A 17,124-nucleotide genomic window follows, 5' to 3' on the forward strand; every position below is an offset into this window, starting at 1 on the left:
TGAACGATTGGAATGGCAACAGTTTTTTTGACAAATTTTATAAGGTGCAGAACTTCTTTCCGTATGCTATTCCGATTGTCCTTGACAATGAGCCTCCTCGGATGTGACGATCTTCGGCAGGAGCTAACAATTAAAGTTAGACTGCCTCGCTAGCGTTAGCACATCCGAGCTCATTATCAAGGATTCGCTGCGCCAATCTCTGGTTACGGTAACCAACCGGTGTCTCGTAGCCAAGTGTACCGTGCAACCGAAGGTGGTTCCACCAATTGACATAGTCAAATAACTCCAAATCCAATTGTTGTAAGGTTTCAAATGTGTATTGATAGACAAATTCTACTTTCAACGACTTATAAGTTGATTCAGCTACGGCATTATCAAAAGGACAGCCTTTATGACTCAATGATCGATTGATGTCAAAAGTTGTTAATAATTCATCAATAGCTTGGTTATCAAACTCTTTTCCACGATCAGTATGAAAAATCTCAACCTCTGTCAGAGGTTGTTTGATACGGCTAAATGCTTTTTTTACTAGAACGGCATCTTTATGTTCTCCACAAGAATAGCCGAGAATTTCTCGATTGAACAGATCCAAAATGAAACAGACATAATTCCATTTTTTCCCGACTCGTACATAAGTCAAGTCTGTTACGATCGCTTCTAATGGGTTGTCTCTTAAGAATTTACGATTCAATACGTTTGTCGTTTTGGCTTCATTGCAAGTAGAATGATGTACTTTAAAATAAGCAACAGTATAGCTCGATTTTAATCCTCTATTTTTCATGATTCTACTAATTTTTCGTCGGCTGATCTGAATGCCTCGTTTTGATAAGGCTTTTTTTATTTTTCTTGAGCCGTAGGCCTTTCGGCTGCGGATAAATTCTTCAGTGACTACTTCTTCAAGTTCTGATTCGTCTTTCTTTGGTTTTGATTGATAATAATAGGACTGACGTGATAGACCTAATATTCTGCACATCGCTGATATAGGGTAAAGATGCTTATTCGTATCGATTACTTGTCTCTTCGTCCGAATATCAGCGCTGCTTGCTTTAAAATATCATTTTCCATTTCTAATTGCTGGTTTCTTTTACGTAGTTCTAACAATTCTTTTTGTTCAGGCGTAAGATTATCTTTTTCTTTGAATGAACCACTCGTTTTAGATTGCTTTACCCATTTGTCAAATGCTGAAGCCGTTAGTTCATATTCTCGAATGATTTCTACACGTGGCTTTCCAGCTAAGTAAAGATTGACGATTTGTTGCTTGAATTCTTGTGAAAAAGTTCTTCGTGTTCTCTTAGACATAAAAATTCCTCCTGGTATTTTTTCTTCTAGTCTACACACCTTAATTTTTCTGTCTAGTTAATTGTAGCCTATCCAAACTTTTGTTAAATAAGAGTGAGATAGGTAATAGAGATCAATATATTAGAGCTAAAGGGCAAGAAATAATTGATTCATTAGGTGAAATGAGGTCATACAATTATTTGTATGTAACACATAGAGCTGATGGAATGGTCATTACTGTGGGGAAATCTTCTTCTAATGATATTTTTTTAGATGGAGATCTTTTTTATCAACTCAATACAAATCACTTGTCTGGCACTGAAAATATAATTTTAAGGACGGAATATGGCAATGAAATATTTGCAAAATATGATGAGATTTTAAAAAATTATTTGGACTGGGCTTGGATAATTCCGGTTGAGTCAGGAGATGCTAAGAAACTGGAGAGATTATTGGGCGATGAACTAATTAATAAAAAAGTACCAATTTTAAATTATTATTCCCATAGACAATAAAAGGCTATTTTTCATGATAATACTAGTTATAACTGTAAAAATGGAAGAAAATCTGGGAAAGAAGTTTTTAAATAAGTGTATTGTTCGATTTTAATAAATAATAAGCAATACCATCCGTCTGTGTTGCGCAACATCGTACTACAATGAATATTTTTTCACAAAAAGAAAATCATCCATCGAATGAATGGAAGGTTTTAGTATACACGAGGTTAATGCCCCCTCTTTTATAATCAGAGGAGTGAGGTTTTTTCTATGAATGTTTCTATTTTCTTATTGCTAGTCTAGTTTCTCTTACGATAAAATTGGGATTCTATTCCAGTTTTTATTGATTTGCTGATAAAATAACTTGAATGGTGGATATAAACATGATAAATAAGAGAAGAATAACAAAACGAGGTTGTGAAAAGATTCTCAAATGAGTATAATAGAAAGAAAAAGGAGGAAGAATCAATGAAAATAGCAATTGCAGGCGCTGGCGCAATGGGAAGTCGCTTTGGGTTGATGCTTCACCAAAGTGGGAACGAAGTATTATTAATCGATGGCTGGGCAGAACATGTCCAACAAATCAAAGAACATGGATTACAAGCAAATTTTAATGGTAAAGAGGTAGAAGCAAAACTACCAATCGTTCTTCAATCCGAAGTAGAAAAAGAAGATCAAGTTGATCTGATTATTCTATTTACCAAAGCGATGCAGCTGGAAAAAATGCTGCAGGATATCCAATCATTAATCAAAAAAGATACAGAGGTCTTATGTCTATTAAATGGTATCGGGCATGAAGATATTATTGAGAAATTTGTACCAATGGAAAATATCTATATTGGAAATACCATGTGGACGGCAGGTCTTGAAGGTCCTGGTCAGGTCAAATTATTTGGAAGTGGTTCAGTAGAATTACAAAATTTAGGTGATGGAAAAGAAGCAGCTGCAAAAAAATTAGCAGACAAATTGTCTGAATCAGGATTAAATGCTCATTTTTCTGACAATATTCACTATTCTATTTATCGCAAAGCATGTGTGAACGGAACAATGAACGGACTATGCACAATCTTAGACGTTAATATGGCTGAGCTAGGAAAAACATCGACTGCTCATAAAATGGTGGCGACGATTGTCAATGAGTTTGCCAAAGTAGCAGCAGTAGAGAAGATTGAACTAGATGTCCCAGAAGTCATTGCACATTGTGAATCTTGTTTTGACCCGGAAACAATTGGGTTACATTATCCTTCAATGTATCAAGACTTGATTAAGAACCATCGATTAACAGAAATCGATTATATCAATGGCGCAATTTCTAGAAAAGGGAAGAAATATGGTGTTGCGACGCCTTATTGTGATTTCTTGACTGAGCTTGTCCATGCAAAAGAAGATAGTTTGAACGTAAAATAAAGGAGAGATTGAATGGAAACTTCACAAAAAATATCACCGAAAATTTTTCTGAATAAAGTCCTCGCTGGTACAGCAACAGGAATCATTATTGGATTGATTCCTAATGCAGTATTAGGTGCCATTTTAAAATATTTTAGTGCGTATCCCTTTGCGGTAACGATCGCACAGTTAGCAGTTATTTTTCAACTAGCAACACCTTTGATCATTGGTGGTTTGATTGCCTTACAATTTGGATTTGATCCGATGAGAATGATGGTTGTAGCCGGAGCTTCTTTTGTTGGTTCTGGTGTAGTCAAATTCACACCTGATTTGGGTGAAACGGGTGTTTACGTTGGTGCTGGTACAGGCGATATTATTAATACGATGCTGACAGCATCGATTGCTGTCGGGCTGATTTTACTGATTGGAAATAGTTTTGGGTCAGTGTCGATTGTGTTAACACCGATTGTTGTAGGTGTAGGTGCAGGTTTACTTGGTTTTTATTTATTCCCTTTTGTAACAGCAATTACTTCTGCAATTGGATCATTGATTAATAACTTCACTACCTTACAACCGCTGTTAATGTCTATCTTGATTGGTTGTTCCTTTGCCTTTTTGATTATCTCTCCTATTTCAACAGTAGCAATCGGAATGGCAATCCAACTAGATGGTGTTTCTGCTGGTGCGGCTGCGATGGGCGTAGCTGCAACCACTTTTGTTTTAATAGTGAACTCTTGGAAGGTTAATAAGTCAGGTGTGACAATTGCGATTGCTTTAGGCGCTATGAAGATGATGATGCCTAATCTATTTAGAAAACCTGTGATTCTTATTCCTTGTTTAGTTAGTGCAGTGATTACAGCTATTCCTGTCGCTCTATTTTCTATTTCAGGTACGCCTGCTTCTGCTGGTTTCGGCGTGGTCGGACTTGTTGGTCCGTTGGCTTCTTTAGATGCAGGGCTAAATGGCTTTCTTGTTGTTCTTTGTTGGTTAGTCATCCCTGTTTTTGCGGCACTAATTACTCAATTTTTATGCGAGAAAGTATTTAAACTGTATGATCGAGAAGAAGTCTTCAAATTTTTAGGCTAGTAGATTTTACTAAGAAATTTTCAATCAATGGATGCGTAAGTGAGATGTCAACAACATCTGACTTACGTTTTTTTGCCTTTTTGAGTAGGAGATTGATGCTGACAACTGAACTCTTCAGTGCCATTCGATTTTTTAAAATGTAGAAGAAACTCACCTTTATGTTATTGATTGTTCAAAAGGCAACTAGAATAAAAATATGTGTTAAAATGTGAAAAAATTTGATTGTTGGATGTATCGAATAATCACTAAAAAGTAGGGGAAGAAAATGATTTTTTTGCAAAAATATGGTTTTTATTTTTTATTATTAGGTGTGATTAGTGATTTATCGACACCGTATATCCTTGGCCTTTTTTATCCCAAACTGAATCAAATGACTACCGTAATTAGTGTGTTTGGTGACGTAGATAGTCCAGTCAGACGTGCTTTCTTGGTCTGGTCAGTTGTATCTGGACTTTTTTTGTTCTTTCGTTGCCTGCGTTGTATCACCTATTTGTTGGAACATCAAAAACACTTGCAATACTTGCTGTTGCAACAGTTGGTTTATATGGGATAGGTGATTGTATTTTTACTGGGTTATTCAGTATCAATACGAATGAAAGCTCTTGGAATCTATCGACTTGGATCCATAATATAGGTTCTGGGCTAGGCTATGCAGGCTTTCTACTTTTCCCATTGTTACTTGTTCTGCTTTATCGTCAAAGTGGTCAAGGTACGCTTAGCCATTTTTATCTTGTTTTAACAGTTATTAGATTACTAATTGCAGGTCTTTACGGATTAGCACGGATTCCGTCGATTAGTCAGTTTGCCTTCTTTAAGCAATTGGCTTCTTTCAACGATTAAGTTTTTTCTTTAACTATTTGGGTTCTATGATATTTGGTGTCCTTACTCGCCTTGAGTAACAACACCAAATATCATAGAACCCTTCTTTTTTTGTATAGATAAACTGCTTCTATCACTGATCATCGATGTTGTCTAACTGATGTCGCCGAATGCAAGCATTACCTTTGTCAGATTAAAAAATACTCGTTACACTTAATATAGAACGACGAAAGAAAGGATGATCTCAATGAAAAAAATGTACGAAACAGCAATGATCAATCGTGGAGGCCGTGATGGCGAGGTTGAGGCACCAAACGGAAGTATGCACATGAAGATCGACCGCCCAGGAATCCATAGTGAAGGGACAAATCCGGAACAACTTTTTGCGGCTGGATACGCATCTTGCTTCAACGGCGCGGTTCAACACATGCTGGAAGAAAATAATCTTGAGTCTGATTCTGAAGTCAAAGCACGGGTATCTTTATTTCAATTAGAAGATGGGGGCTACCAAATCGGGGTTGTTTTAGAAGTTTCTTTGCCAGGACTTGAGAAGGACCAAGCAGAGAAAATCGCAGAAGAAGCCCACGCATTTTGTCCATACTCTAAAGCAACAAGAGGCAATATTGATGTGGAAGTGACTATAGTAGAATAAGGGATTCTTAATGTTACTATAAATGAGATTATGAAAGATCCTATAAAGAAACGCTAGTAAAAGAAACGCTAGTAAAAGAAACGCTAGTAAAAGAAACGCTAGTAAAAGAAACGCTAGTAAAAGAAACATGTAGTTACGGTAATTAATAGCGGTATATGTACGATTGATCGAATAGAACAAGGAGGCAAAAAAATGACACAGCGGGTAGCAATAATGATTTTAGTGTTGCTGGTCATTGGCCTCCTTGTTTACTATGTCCTAAAGTTTAAGCATTGGAAGCAGCAACGGATACATCAGGATATTGAAAAAAAGTTAAAACGGTATCCTATTGTTCAAGCAGCTTGGGAAAAGGCTGAAGCAAAACAATATAACATTCCTGGATTAACAGAAACAAGAATGGTGGTGCCGGAAACCGGCGAAAATGAGGTTTGTCAATGGATGACGCCGCAAGGGTTGGCTTTTTCTCAAGATTTTGTGTTTATTTCTGCCTACTGCTATGACCATCAGCATCATTCTATTATTCATGTACTGGATAGAGAAACAGGACAGCCGATCAAACTGCTGATTTTACCTAAACGGCCACATGTAGGGGGCTTAGTATATGATACAAAACGGGAACTTTTATGGTTGACAATCACAGGATCTGCTACTGGACGAGTAGCCGCTTTACGTTTGATCGATATCTTAGCAGATACATCTGAAGAGACGGGACAGCCAATCGCTTATTGGCTGACAACTGATCTCTCAGAGATTCCACAAGCATCGTATTTGACTCAAAACAATGATCAACTGGTATCTGGCAACTTCACACTAAAAGGTGAAGGACAGTTGACTTTCTATCTATTGCCGACGATAGCTGAAATGAAAACAGCAATTCGCCGCAAAGACAAAATCCAACCAACCGTGACAATGAGCAGAAAAACATCTGATAAGATTCAAGGTGTGGCTTTTTATGGCCATTATCTCTTAGCCAGTCGTTCTTATGGTCCTTATACCTCGGAACTCTTAGTGTCCGAGCGGGACTCTCCTAGCCGGATCCTAAAACGAATCAAATTTCCACCGTATTTGGAACAAATCGTTGTTGTAGAAGATCGTCTAGCAGTATTGTTTGAAAGTGGCGCCGCAGCGTATCGCGAGAAAGCCAATCCTGTGTTAGCCAATGTTTTGTTACTAGACTTAGCAACGTTGCTTCATGCAAATAAGCGTCCCAAAAAGATTGCTGCAACTAAAAAATAGTCGGATAACTCAAGATGATCACTGTTGTTCATAAAGAACGACAAGAAAAATCATCTAGCGATGTTCGACTATGGGTTTATTTAGGAAGTATTTCTACTAAGATTCAATATGGCTATACAGATTCGGCGAAAAAACAAGGCAATGTTAAGTTTTTGAGAATCACAGATATACAAGAGGGACGTGTAAATTGGTCCAGTGTGCCTTACTGTGATATTAGTAATTCTAAACTAGTTGATTTAAGATTGGAAGAAAATGACATTTTGATAGCAAGGACAGGAGGAACTATGGGAAAAAGTTTCTTGGTTAAGGAAATAAGTGAGGAATCTGTTTTTGCTTCTTACTTGATTCGAATTAGGTTAGTTGAGAAATTATTATCAGAATACGTAGACTGCTTCTTAGACTCGCCATTATATTGGAAGTTATTAGAAAAAATTTCTTACGGAACTGGGCAACCAAATGTAAATGGTACAAATTTATCTAAACTACTTATACCATTACCACCTTTAGAAGAACAACAACGCATGACTACTAAAATAGAAATGATAAGAAGATCTATTCGTAGAATCAATTTTGAGTAAATATAACGGACCTAGCATCCATTTTATACCAGATGATGCTAGGTCTATTATTTATATTTTATGGAATTTAATTGATTTGTTCTAGTGTTTTAATATTATTACGACAGTAAAAAAATAGTTTGATTCTTCTAACATGAATGACCATCTAGAAGTGGAAATGTATAAAAGATTTATTTTATGAAGTTTTCCTAATATCATTCACTCATGATACGCAGCTCCGTATCATAAGTGATGATATTTTTGTAATGTGTTCGGGCATGCTCTCTACTTACTAGTAGGTCAAGTGATTGATCATTAAATAGTAGAAATAGCATGTCCAAGGAGACATTCCACAAAATCATTAACATACATTAAATAAATTGAGCTGTTGCATAATAGACATAAGGATGTGTTCTTTTCTATATTTTGAAAAGCTGTCAGGGCGAAGTTTAAATATCACAAAAATTAATTGGAAAAGATAAACAACTGGAACTTGCTAGCGTTGCAAGTTGAATAAAAAAACAACCAAGATTAGATTGTAGGAACTTGTAGAAGATCATAATTTGAAGTTAACAAAAGAATTCCACGACACCTCTACTCTGTTAAGTACAGGAAACAGAGAGTTAAGGGCAAGAAAAATAGGCGAGGATACCGGGTTGAAAGGCCGATTGGAGAACATAAGTTAATAGTAAATAAAAAGACGAAGAAATCGCGTCAAGTGGATTCTTCGTCTTTTTATTGATGAGATTGTTGTGACAACGTGCTTATTTTATTAGAAGATATCTTTTTCTGATTTTTCTAATGCTAAAGCTAAACACCCAATGATTCCAGCATCATCTCCTAATTTTGGAGGTAATACATAGTTTTCGAATGCTGGGTAGTCTACATAGTGATTCATCAAACCAACCAAAGCTTCTTGGACTCGTTCTCTCAGATGTGCTTGTTTCATTACACCTCCGCCAAAGATGATGACATCAGGTGAAAATAGAAGAGTTGTGTTATAGACACATTGAGCGATGTAATAAGCTTCTAATTCCCAAGAAGGATCAGCGGCAGACAACTCTTGACCTTTCATGCCTGTTCTTTGTTCGATTGCAGGTCCAGAAGCCATTCCTTCCAGGCAATCGCTATGATAAGGACAAACACCTTTAAAGGTATCCACAGGGTGTCGGCGCACAAGCATATGTCCCATTTCAGGGTGGCTGAAACCTTCTACAAAAGTGCCATTTTGCAAGGCACCGCCACCAATACCTGTTCCAATCGTGTAGTAAACAATAGTGGAACGCCCTTTTCCATTCCCCGCGACATATTCTCCGTAAGCAGCTGCATTGACATCGGTGGTAAAGACAATCGGTAGTTCTTTTAAATTTTTATTTAAATAACCGATAAAATCAAAATTCTGCCAAGCTTTTTTTGGCGTAGAGGTGATATATCCGTATGTTGCTGAATTGGGATGAATATCAATCGGTCCAAAAGAACCTATTCCAATCGCTGCCAGTTGTTCTTGGTGTTTTTTGAAGAAACCAATAACGTTATTCATCGTTTCTATCGGCGTGGTTGTAGGGATTTGTATTCTTTCAATTACTTCTAAATCTTTCGTACCTACTGCGCAGACAAATTTTGTTCCGCCAGCTTCAATTGCTCCATATAACATAAAACATTTGCTCCTTTGCAGTTAAGTCGTTTTACCTTGAATCAGCTTTACTGGTAAAACGTAATGTGATTCCAGTGGTTTTTCAGCATCTTGGATTCTTTGCAGTAGCAAGTCTACAAGGATGTCGGCAATATCCGTTATTGGTTGAGCGATAGTAGACAGATGCGGAAAATAATTCTGGATAAATTTTGTTCCGTCATATCCAATGATTTTCAATTGCTCAGGGATGCGGATATCGAGCTCTTGACACAGATTGTATGCCAATACAGCTGTAAGATCATCTGTGCAAAAAATACTGTCAATCTCTTCATTTTGCAAAATCCGTTTAATTTCTAAATTTTTTAAAGCAGTGGAACGAGCAGTTGAATGGAATTGAAAAATCTGTGGTTCTAGCTGCTGCTCATCCATAAATTTCAAATAGCCGTTCATTCGGTCATTTGTGGGGGAGTTGGATTCTTGCGAGCCCGTCAAAATAGCGATTTTACGAGCTCCTTTTAGATAGAGATTTTCTGTCGCGAGATAACCGCCTCGGAAATTATCACTGCTGACGATTGGTGTTCCGTCTGCCAGATAGCGGTCAAAAGAGACGATTGGCAACTCAATATTTTCGTACTCCTGTATCCCGAGATTATGAGCGCCGGCGATGATGCCGTCCACTTTATTTGCTGCTAACATGTTGAGATAATTTCGTTCTTTTTCTTTATTATTAGCACTGTCACATAAGATCGAACGATAGCCTAAATCAAATAATTTACTTTCCAACTGTTCGACTAATTCGCCAAAAAACGGATTAGCAACTGTTGGGAAAATCAAGCCGATCAATTGAGTGTTTTTTCCTTTAAGTGAACGGGCTAACGAATTCGGCTGATAATTGAGTTCTTTCATTGCTTGATTCACTTTATCGATTGTTTTTTGACTTAAAGAACCATAATTATTTATCACTCTCGAGACAGTAGTAGGAGAGACTCCTGCTTTTTTTGCCACATCTGTCAATTTAACAGCCATTTTCTTCATCCTTTATTTGTTCATATTCCGCAGATGCCATAATTTCCCTTTAAATTCCCTGTCACTTTTTATATACAAGCCCGTTTGATCATCTGTCGGAAAGACACGGGCAGTCGCTGTTTGCTGTCCATCATTTACAAACACCTCTACAACGGAACAATCAACAAATATTTGTAATTTCAGCGGTTTCTTTTCAATTGAGAATTCACGTACAGTTCCAAAATTTTCAGCGAAAGATTTGCCGGCATGGCTGCGATCCATACTCATTTTACCATGTATCGTATCAAAGGATAGTGTTAAACCGTGTTTTTGTTGTTCATCTGCAAACAATAAAATAGTACCTTTCTGTGAGTAATCGAATTCTAACTGGAGTTCATATTGATTTATTTCCGCGTCAATAGTGGTTTCCAAACCGCTAAAGTGATAAGGTTTTCCTTTTCGCAACTGCGCTGTTTCTTTCACCGGTCGTTGATAGAGCTGCTCTTTTTCAATAGTAAGTTCTTTTACGATGCTCAAGCAGTGTGCCCATCCTTCTTCGTCAGTTGGATAGCTGATTTCAGGCAACCCAATCCAACTGATTGCCAAGGTTCGTCCATTTTCATCACTGAAACAATGCGTCGCGTAAATGTCAAATCCTTCATCTATATTTTTTATGTGAGTAGGGTCGGAAAGCTCATTTTTTCAAAATCAAATGTTTGACCGATCACGTAAGTATTCGGGTAAATATTACTGTATGAGTGGATCTCGTGAGATAAACCTTGTGGGCAGAAGACCAGTAGTGCTTTGCCGTTCACAAATAATAGATTTGGACACTCGATCATAAAACCCATTTCTTCCTCTGTAAAACCCAAAGTTACTAAAAACTGCCAATTTTGAAGATCTTTACTGTAATAAGTTAGGATACTTCCTTGTTTTTGTTCAGTTTGTGCTCCGACAATGAGCAAGTAACCGTCATCATAAGCAATCAGCTGAGGATCACGGATTTCTTGTGTATATCCCGGAGGTGGGGAGCTGATCAAAGGAGTCGGTATCTTAGTGATATTACCATTTTTGTCCATCCATGCCCCTAACTGGAAGGAATGACGTCCCCAATTCGAATCACGCACATTTCCGGTATATGCAAGGAACAGTTGATTATCAATCGGCAAAGCTGAACCTGAGTACACACCGTGACTGTCAAATGAATTATCCGGAATCAGTTTGAGGCCATCGTTTTTCCAATCTATCAGATTAACTGAGGAGAGATGGTACCAAGATTTCAGACCATGAACAGACCCCATCGGATATGCTTGATAAAATAGCTGCCATTTCCCGTCGAAATAGGAAAAACCATTCGGATCGTTCAATAAACCAGTAACTGGTTGTATATGGTAGCCTAAGCGCCAATGGGAAGAATTGATTTTTTTCTCTAAGGAATGCAAATGTTCTTCAGACCATTCTTTATATGGACGATAACGATCCGTTCGTGACCAATTTTCTTTAAGTTTCATGACAAACTCCTTGTAAACGTATTCTTGACGTTATAATATATTTTTCCTGATGAAATGTCAAACGAATATCAAAATAAAGTAGCTTATAAATGCTATTTTTTATATATAAAAAATTATTTTATTTAAGATTTGATAATCGATTGACAATTGTTTTAAATCATGGCATATTGTGCTTAAGAAAAATTTATAGTTACTGCTTCAATAATTTTGGATTAGGAGGAAATGAAATGGATTACAAAAAAGTAGCTGAAGAAATCAGCAAAGCGCTTGGAGAAGACAATGTACAAGCAGCTGCTCATTGTGCAACACGTTTACGGCTTGTCTTAAAAGATTCAGACAAAGTAGACCAGAAGGCTCTGGATGATAATGAAAGTGTGAAAGGAACTTTTGAAGCAAATGATCAATTTCAGATCATTATCGGAGCAGGTGATGTGAATAACGTATATGATGAATTCGTTAAGATCACCGGCGTAAAGGAAGCTTCAACTGACGTTTTGAAAGCGGTAGCATCGAATAAGAAGAATAATCCTGTCATGTCCTTTATCAAGGTGTTGTCAGATATCTTCGTTCCGATTGTCCCTGCATTGGTTGCGGGTGGACTGTTGATGGCTCTGAATAATGTTTTGACGGCACAGGATTTGTTTGGTCCTCAGTCAGTGGTTGAGTTGTATCCATCAGTGAAAGATTTTGCTGGCATCATTAATTTACTTGCTTCAGCGCCGTTTGCTTTTTTGCCGATTTTGGTAGGTTTTTCAGCAACTCGACGTTTTGGAGGCAATCCGTATCTTGGAGCAGCAATGGGGATGGCGATGGTCATGCCGGATTTAGTGAATGGATACAGTGTGACGAATGCTATTGCAGAAGGATCGATGCCTTATTGGAATATTTTTGGAATGAATGTGGCACAAGCCGGTTATCAAGGATCTGTTCTTCCAGTCCTTGCAGTTTCTTGGATTTTAGCTACTTTAGAAAAATTCTTCCATAAACGGTTGGCTAATGCTTTCGACTACACATTTACTCCAATGCTAGCTATTATTATTACTGGTTTTTTAACTTTTACAGTAGTAGGGCCGGTGATGCGTACTGTCGGAGACGGCTTAGCTGATGGATTAAGCTGGTTATACAGTACTACTGGAGCTTTCGGCTTAGGTGTCTTTGGTCTCTTCTATTCGCCGATAGTCATTACCGGATTACATCAAAGCTTTCCAGCAATCGAGACTACTTTACTAGCAGATGTTGCCAGAACGGGTGGCTCTTTTATCTTTCCAGTTGCCTCAATGGCAAATGTAGCGCAAGGAGCGGCTGCTTTGGCGATTATGCTGCTGACAAAAAATAAAAAGCAAAAGAGTCTAGCTACCACTGCAGGTGTTTCCGCTATGTTGGGGATTACTGAGCCAGCGATATTCGGTGTGAATTTGAAACTGAAATTTCCGTTTATTTGTGGAATGATTGCTGCAGGAATTGCTTCATTCTTTATCGGCTTGTTCCACGTATTAGCAGTTGCGATGGGACCGGCAAGTATCATTGGCTTTATTTCCATTGCACCTCGTTCGATTCCTTCATTCATGATCGGAATTGTTATCAGTATAATGATCGGTTTTTTAAGTACTTACTTCTATGGAAAAAAACATATGGAACTTCTAGCAGATGGTGAATCAAAAGGAACAGAAGCAGCTGAGTCAATCAGTTCAGCTCCTAAAGCGACTAGGAAACCGCAAGATGAAGTTTTAGCTGCATCAGTCAGCGGGAAGATTCTCCCTTTAACGAAGGTAAAAGATCCAGTTTTTTCCACTGAAATGATGGGAAGAGGTATAGCAGTCAAACCAGATGACGGGGTAGTCCATGCTCCAGCAGATGGTATATTGACAGTTGTCCACGAATCTAAACATGCATATGGCTTGAAAACAGAGAAAGGAGCGGAAGTACTGATCCATATCGGTATTGATACAGTGAATCTAAAAGGGGCCGGATTCACGACACAGCGACAATATGGTGAATTAGTGAAAAAGGGGATATTCTCGGTACATTTGATCGTAAATTGCTTAAAGAAGAAGGGTACGACGATACAATTATGGAAATTGTCACTAATTCCTCTGCATATGCTAATGTAAAAATTCTTGAAAAAAACACGGTCAAAAGTGGTGAAGATATTCTGATAGTGAGTGAAACAGATGAAAAATAAATGGTGGAAAAATGCAGTAATCTATCAAATCTATCCTCGAAGTTTTCAAGATACAAATGGAGATGGCATTGGAGATATTCCTGGTATTCTTTCAAGGTTAGATTATCTATAAAAACTGGGAATCAATGCGATATGGTTAAGCCCGGTTTATGAATCACCTAATGATGATAATGGCTATGATATCAGTGACTACAGAAAAATAGGCGCAGAATATGGAACGATGGCAGATATGGATTTACTGATAAAAGAAGCACGACAAAGGGGAATAAGAGTCATCATGGATCTTGTTATCAATCATACGTCAGACAGACATCCATGGTTTCAATCGGCAAAAAAAGTGTTACCAGTTCCTATCACGACTATTATGTTTGGCGTAAAGAACCGAATGGATTAGAGTCGAACTTCGGCGGTTCAGCATGGACCTATGTGCCCGAAGTGAATCAATATTATCTGCACTTGCATTCGAAAAAGCAGCCGGAACAATCTATTACTAAAAATGGTCCTCTTTTACATGATTTATTGCAAGAAATGTACCAAAAAACATTTGGTCATTATGATGTAGTGACAGTGGGAGAGACTTGGGGGGCAACGCCCAAGATTGCGCAGCTGTATTCAAAAGAAGAACGCAAAGAATTATCAATGGTCTTTCAATTCGAGCATATTAATCTAGACAAACAGAATGGCAAACGAAAATGGGATCTAAAGGATTTAGATCCACAGGAATTACATCGGACTTTTTCTAAATGGCAGATTGAATTAGATGGTTGTGATTGGAATTCTTTATTTTGGAATAATCATGATCTTCCACGAATCATTTCTCGCTGGGGGGACGATCAAGAATATCGAACAATCAGTGGAAAAATGCTAGCGATATACCTCCATTTTATGCAAGGTACACCTTATATCTATCAAGGAGAAGAGATCGGCATGATCAATTATCCAGTAAAGAGTATTGATGAGGTAGATGATATTGAAAGTCAAAGAATGTATGCAGAACGTATAAAAAAAAGGCTATTCGAAGGAAGAGTTGATCCAATCAATCAACTCGAAGGGGCGAGATAATGCTCGCCATCCGATGCAATGGAACAATCACAAAAATGGTGGATTTACAGAAGGAACTCCTTGGTTGCCAGTGGGGAATACAGAAGAGATCAATGTAGAAGCAGCATTAGCTGCTCAAAATTCCTTGTTTTATACGTATCAAAAACTGATCGAATTGCGCAAAGAATTACTTGTGATTGTCTATGGAAAATATCAAGTCATTAAGACAGAGAAACCGAATGTTTTAGCATATCTACGCAGTTTTAAAAAACAAAAAATACTAGTTGTAGTTAATTTTTCTAATCAAAAGACTACTTTTCCAATCGGTAAGTATCGTGTCAAACAAGTCTTGATTCAAAATTACAAAAAGAAAATTACTAACAATTTACTCCCATATGAAGCTTTTAGCGCGCTGATCTATTAAGTGTTTTTTTCTATAGATGAATCTTTGTTATGAGGTAGATAGTTCAATGAAACAGTTATTCGATTTGTTTATAGAAAACAATTTAGTCAGCAAAAAGGGGGACAAACTTTTAATTGTCTCCCTTTAATTGTTAGGATGGAATATTATCACTCTTAAACAATAAGTTAAAAAAATACTCATTTACATAAAAAAAGATTATTTAGATGCGATAATATCATAGATAAAGAAACATTCATCATAAGAAACAGTGATCCCAAATTCTGTTTCAATATTTTTGAAGGCCTTTTTTACATGAAAAATTGTTTCATGAGAAGGTCTTGTGTCATCTTCTGATATAATCTTAATTGTCAAATTAAGTTAGACAGATCATCAATACTTACGTAACTCAAAAATACTTCCAAAGGTGTTCGATAATCCAGTGATTTTCTAGGAATATTATTTCGTTTAGATGCGACAGATTGAATAAAAAATTCATCTACTGAATTGAAATCCATAGATTTCAATAAACCATCTCTACGTAACAATCCGTTAGAATTCTCGTTTAGGCCTCTTTGAGACGGCGTTCCTGGATCAGCGAAATAAATGGCAATATCATTGACATTACTGATCTGTTTCCAATTTGAAAATTCCTTTCCACAATCAAAAGTGATGGATTTGAATAGGTTTTTCGGTACAGATTCAAACCATTGATTTAATTTTTTTTCAATATCAATCGCTTGTCTACCACACGGTTTCAATGTGATGATAACTTTTGATAATCGTTCAACTAAGGTAATTACAGCACTTTTATGTTTCAGACCTACGATAGTGTCACCTTCAAGGTGACCAAACTCATTTGAGAATTGGCTATAATCCTTTTCACGTTCATGAATAGAGCGGCGGAAAGTTTGTTTTCCACGTCTTTCTTGATGTCCATTCGGTTTACGCTTGCCTTTCATCGGTAAGTCAGAAGAATCAAATAGCCCCTTTTTGAACATACGATAAATGGTACGAGCAGAACAACTAATAGGAAACGCTGCACGACCAACAATCACATCGGGTGTCCATCCTTGAACAACCTTTCTTTGAATATATTCTGATTGTTCCTCGGGTAAAACAAGCGGACGTCTACCACAGTTTGATTTGTTTTTCTTATACTGTTGATAATATTCTAAGGCTGATTTTCCTTGCTTGAAGAACAGATATACTTTATGGATCGTTTGTCTTGAACGATTCAAGCAATGGGCAGTTTTAGCAACAGATTGATTAATTTTGAAATAAGACTCTATTATTACAAGTTCATCCGTTGTAAGATGGGTATAGGTCATTTGTACTCACTCCTTATAATTCTTTGGTCGGAACTATTTTGAGTGTAGCACAAATGACTTTTTTAGTTGTCTAGCTTAATTTTACAATCGGCGTAATTTTAAGTTCATGACCGTTTATCAATGTACGCTCAATTAAACACGCTGTATGAATCAAAAGTTTTAAAAGAATGGAATGAGTGAATTTTTTGTGGAAAGTACATTCCAATTCTTGGATGAAATCCATTAAGCTTTTTTGGATCTTATTCCCAGCTAATAAGTAGAGATATTTGTCCACTGCTTCAATTCCCATATCAAAAACGATATTTCTTGTGAATGAGTGGCTGCTGCCCTTTTTTGATTGTTGTTCTTCAGTCGTAAGATGACAAAGCATCTTATCTTTGAATAAAAAAATAGAACTACCTAAGGAAGCGTCTCGGCGCTTCCTTTTTCTATATGATCGTTTAATGACTGTAGGAATTCAGTATACCAAAAGAAAACCACCTTTTTGACTAAACTTGATAGTGGTCAATT

10 protein-coding genes and 5 pseudogenes are annotated in these 17,124 nt (G+C 37.1%); 9 read left to right on the forward strand and 6 right to left on the reverse strand.

The window, feature by feature from the left end:
* Nucleotides 1-136: 136 nt before the first annotated feature.
* A protein-coding gene (locus AC1F25_RS11460) for an IS3 family transposase (RefSeq protein ID WP_479994117.1) occupies nucleotides 137-1,299 on the reverse strand; the annotation gives its coding sequence in 2 pieces (ribosomal slippage) (nucleotides 137-1,023 and nucleotides 1,023-1,299; 1,164 coding nt in all).
* 71 nt (nucleotides 1,300-1,370) lie between these two features.
* Here AC1F25_RS11460 and AC1F25_RS11465 point away from each other — a divergent pair.
* From AC1F25_RS11465 to AC1F25_RS11495, 7 genes and pseudogenes are all read left to right on the forward strand, one after another.
* Nucleotides 1,371-1,793 (forward strand): annotated as a pseudogene (locus AC1F25_RS11465) (hypothetical protein); the annotation flags it as partial.
* Between the two features lie 450 nt (nucleotides 1,794-2,243).
* Complete coding sequence (locus tag AC1F25_RS11470; RefSeq protein ID WP_002291914.1) at nucleotides 2,244-3,182, forward strand: 2-dehydropantoate 2-reductase; 939 nt, start codon at nucleotides 2,244-2,246, stop codon at nucleotides 3,180-3,182.
* 12 nt (nucleotides 3,183-3,194) lie between these two features.
* Nucleotides 3,195-4,247: a PTS sugar transporter subunit IIC gene (locus AC1F25_RS11475; protein ID WP_151669094.1), complete on the forward strand. Its 1,053-nt coding sequence runs from the start codon at nucleotides 3,195-3,197 to the stop codon at nucleotides 4,245-4,247.
* A 265-nt stretch (nucleotides 4,248-4,512) separates the two neighbouring features.
* Nucleotides 4,513-5,146 (forward strand): annotated as a pseudogene (locus tag AC1F25_RS11480) (DUF998 domain-containing protein).
* A 167-nt stretch (nucleotides 5,147-5,313) separates the two neighbouring features.
* Nucleotides 5,314-5,718, forward strand: a complete 405-nt coding sequence (locus AC1F25_RS11485) for an organic hydroperoxide resistance protein (protein ID WP_002292291.1) — start codon at nucleotides 5,314-5,316, stop codon at nucleotides 5,716-5,718.
* Nucleotides 5,719-5,910: 192 nt separating this feature from the next.
* Nucleotides 5,911-6,954, forward strand: a complete 1,044-nt coding sequence (locus tag AC1F25_RS11490) for a YncE family protein (RefSeq protein ID WP_002292292.1) — start codon at nucleotides 5,911-5,913, stop codon at nucleotides 6,952-6,954.
* A gap of 14 nt (nucleotides 6,955-6,968) precedes the next feature.
* Entirely contained in the window at nucleotides 6,969-7,532 is a 564-nt protein-coding gene (locus AC1F25_RS11495; RefSeq protein WP_002294754.1) for a restriction endonuclease subunit S, read from the forward strand.
* A 751-nt stretch (nucleotides 7,533-8,283) separates the two neighbouring features.
* Here the strand turns inward: AC1F25_RS11495 and AC1F25_RS11500 are convergent.
* The 3 genes and pseudogenes from AC1F25_RS11500 to AC1F25_RS11510 all read right to left on the reverse strand — a co-directional run bounded on the left by AC1F25_RS11500 (nucleotide 8,284) and on the right by AC1F25_RS11510 (nucleotide 11,660).
* Nucleotides 8,284-9,165 (reverse strand): ROK family protein, encoded by an 882-nt coding sequence (locus AC1F25_RS11500; protein WP_479994118.1) that lies wholly within the window; start codon nucleotides 9,163-9,165, stop codon nucleotides 8,284-8,286.
* A gap of 21 nt (nucleotides 9,166-9,186) precedes the next feature.
* Nucleotides 9,187-10,170, reverse strand: a complete 984-nt coding sequence (locus tag AC1F25_RS11505; RefSeq protein ID WP_479994119.1) for a LacI family DNA-binding transcriptional regulator — start codon at nucleotides 10,168-10,170, stop codon at nucleotides 9,187-9,189.
* Nucleotides 10,171-10,182: 12 nt separating this feature from the next.
* Nucleotides 10,183-11,660: pseudogene (locus AC1F25_RS11510) on the reverse strand (sucrose-6-phosphate hydrolase).
* 227 nt (nucleotides 11,661-11,887) lie between these two features.
* Between AC1F25_RS11510 and AC1F25_RS11515 the strand changes: the two are divergent.
* Nucleotides 11,888-13,842: pseudogene (locus tag AC1F25_RS11515) on the forward strand (sucrose-specific PTS transporter subunit IIBC).
* A pseudogene (locus tag AC1F25_RS11520) lies at nucleotides 13,832-15,307 on the forward strand (glycoside hydrolase family 13 protein). Before AC1F25_RS11515 ends, AC1F25_RS11520 begins: the two co-directional pseudogenes overlap by 11 nt.
* A 347-nt stretch (nucleotides 15,308-15,654) precedes the next feature.
* On the opposite strand, the gene AC1F25_RS11525 reads toward AC1F25_RS11520, so the two are convergent.
* Both AC1F25_RS11525 and AC1F25_RS11530 read right to left on the reverse strand, forming a co-directional pair.
* Nucleotides 15,655-16,614 carry an IS30 family transposase gene (locus AC1F25_RS11525; protein WP_002336308.1) on the reverse strand — a complete coding sequence of 320 codons (960 nt, stop codon included), beginning with the start codon at nucleotides 16,612-16,614 and terminating at the stop codon, nucleotides 15,655-15,657.
* Between the two features lie 70 nt (nucleotides 16,615-16,684).
* On the reverse strand, nucleotides 16,685-16,984 hold the full coding sequence (locus AC1F25_RS11530; RefSeq protein ID WP_479994120.1) for a hypothetical protein: 300 nt from the start codon (nucleotides 16,982-16,984) through the stop codon (nucleotides 16,685-16,687).
* Between the last annotated feature and the right edge of the window lie 140 nt (nucleotides 16,985-17,124).

Source organism: Enterococcus sp. M-BR2 (assembly GCF_056612775.1).

Bases quoted from the DNA above. Each gene is read 5' to 3' on its own strand.
- AC1F25_RS11470 (WP_002291914.1), top strand. From the start codon at position 2,244: ATGAAAATAGCAATTGCAGGCGCTGGCGCAATGGGAAGTCGCTTTGGG.
- AC1F25_RS11475 (WP_151669094.1), top strand. From the start codon at position 3,195: ATGGAAACTTCACAAAAAATATCACCGAAAATTTTTCTGAATAAAGTC.
- AC1F25_RS11485 (WP_002292291.1), top strand. From the start codon at position 5,314: ATGAAAAAAATGTACGAAACAGCAATGATCAATCGTGGAGGCCGTGAT.
- AC1F25_RS11490 (WP_002292292.1), top strand. From the start codon at position 5,911: ATGACACAGCGGGTAGCAATAATGATTTTAGTGTTGCTGGTCATTGGC.
- AC1F25_RS11495 (WP_002294754.1), top strand. From the start codon at position 6,969: ATGATCACTGTTGTTCATAAAGAACGACAAGAAAAATCATCTAGCGAT.
- AC1F25_RS11500 (WP_479994118.1), bottom strand. From the start codon at position 9,165: ATGTTATATGGAGCAATTGAAGCTGGCGGAACAAAATTTGTCTGCGCA.
- AC1F25_RS11505 (WP_479994119.1), bottom strand. From the start codon at position 10,170: ATGGCTGTTAAATTGACAGATGTGGCAAAAAAAGCAGGAGTCTCTCCT.
- AC1F25_RS11525 (WP_002336308.1), bottom strand. From the start codon at position 16,614: ATGACCTATACCCATCTTACAACGGATGAACTTGTAATAATAGAGTCT.
- AC1F25_RS11530 (WP_479994120.1), bottom strand. From the start codon at position 16,984: ATGCTTTGTCATCTTACGACTGAAGAACAACAATCAAAAAAGGGCAGC.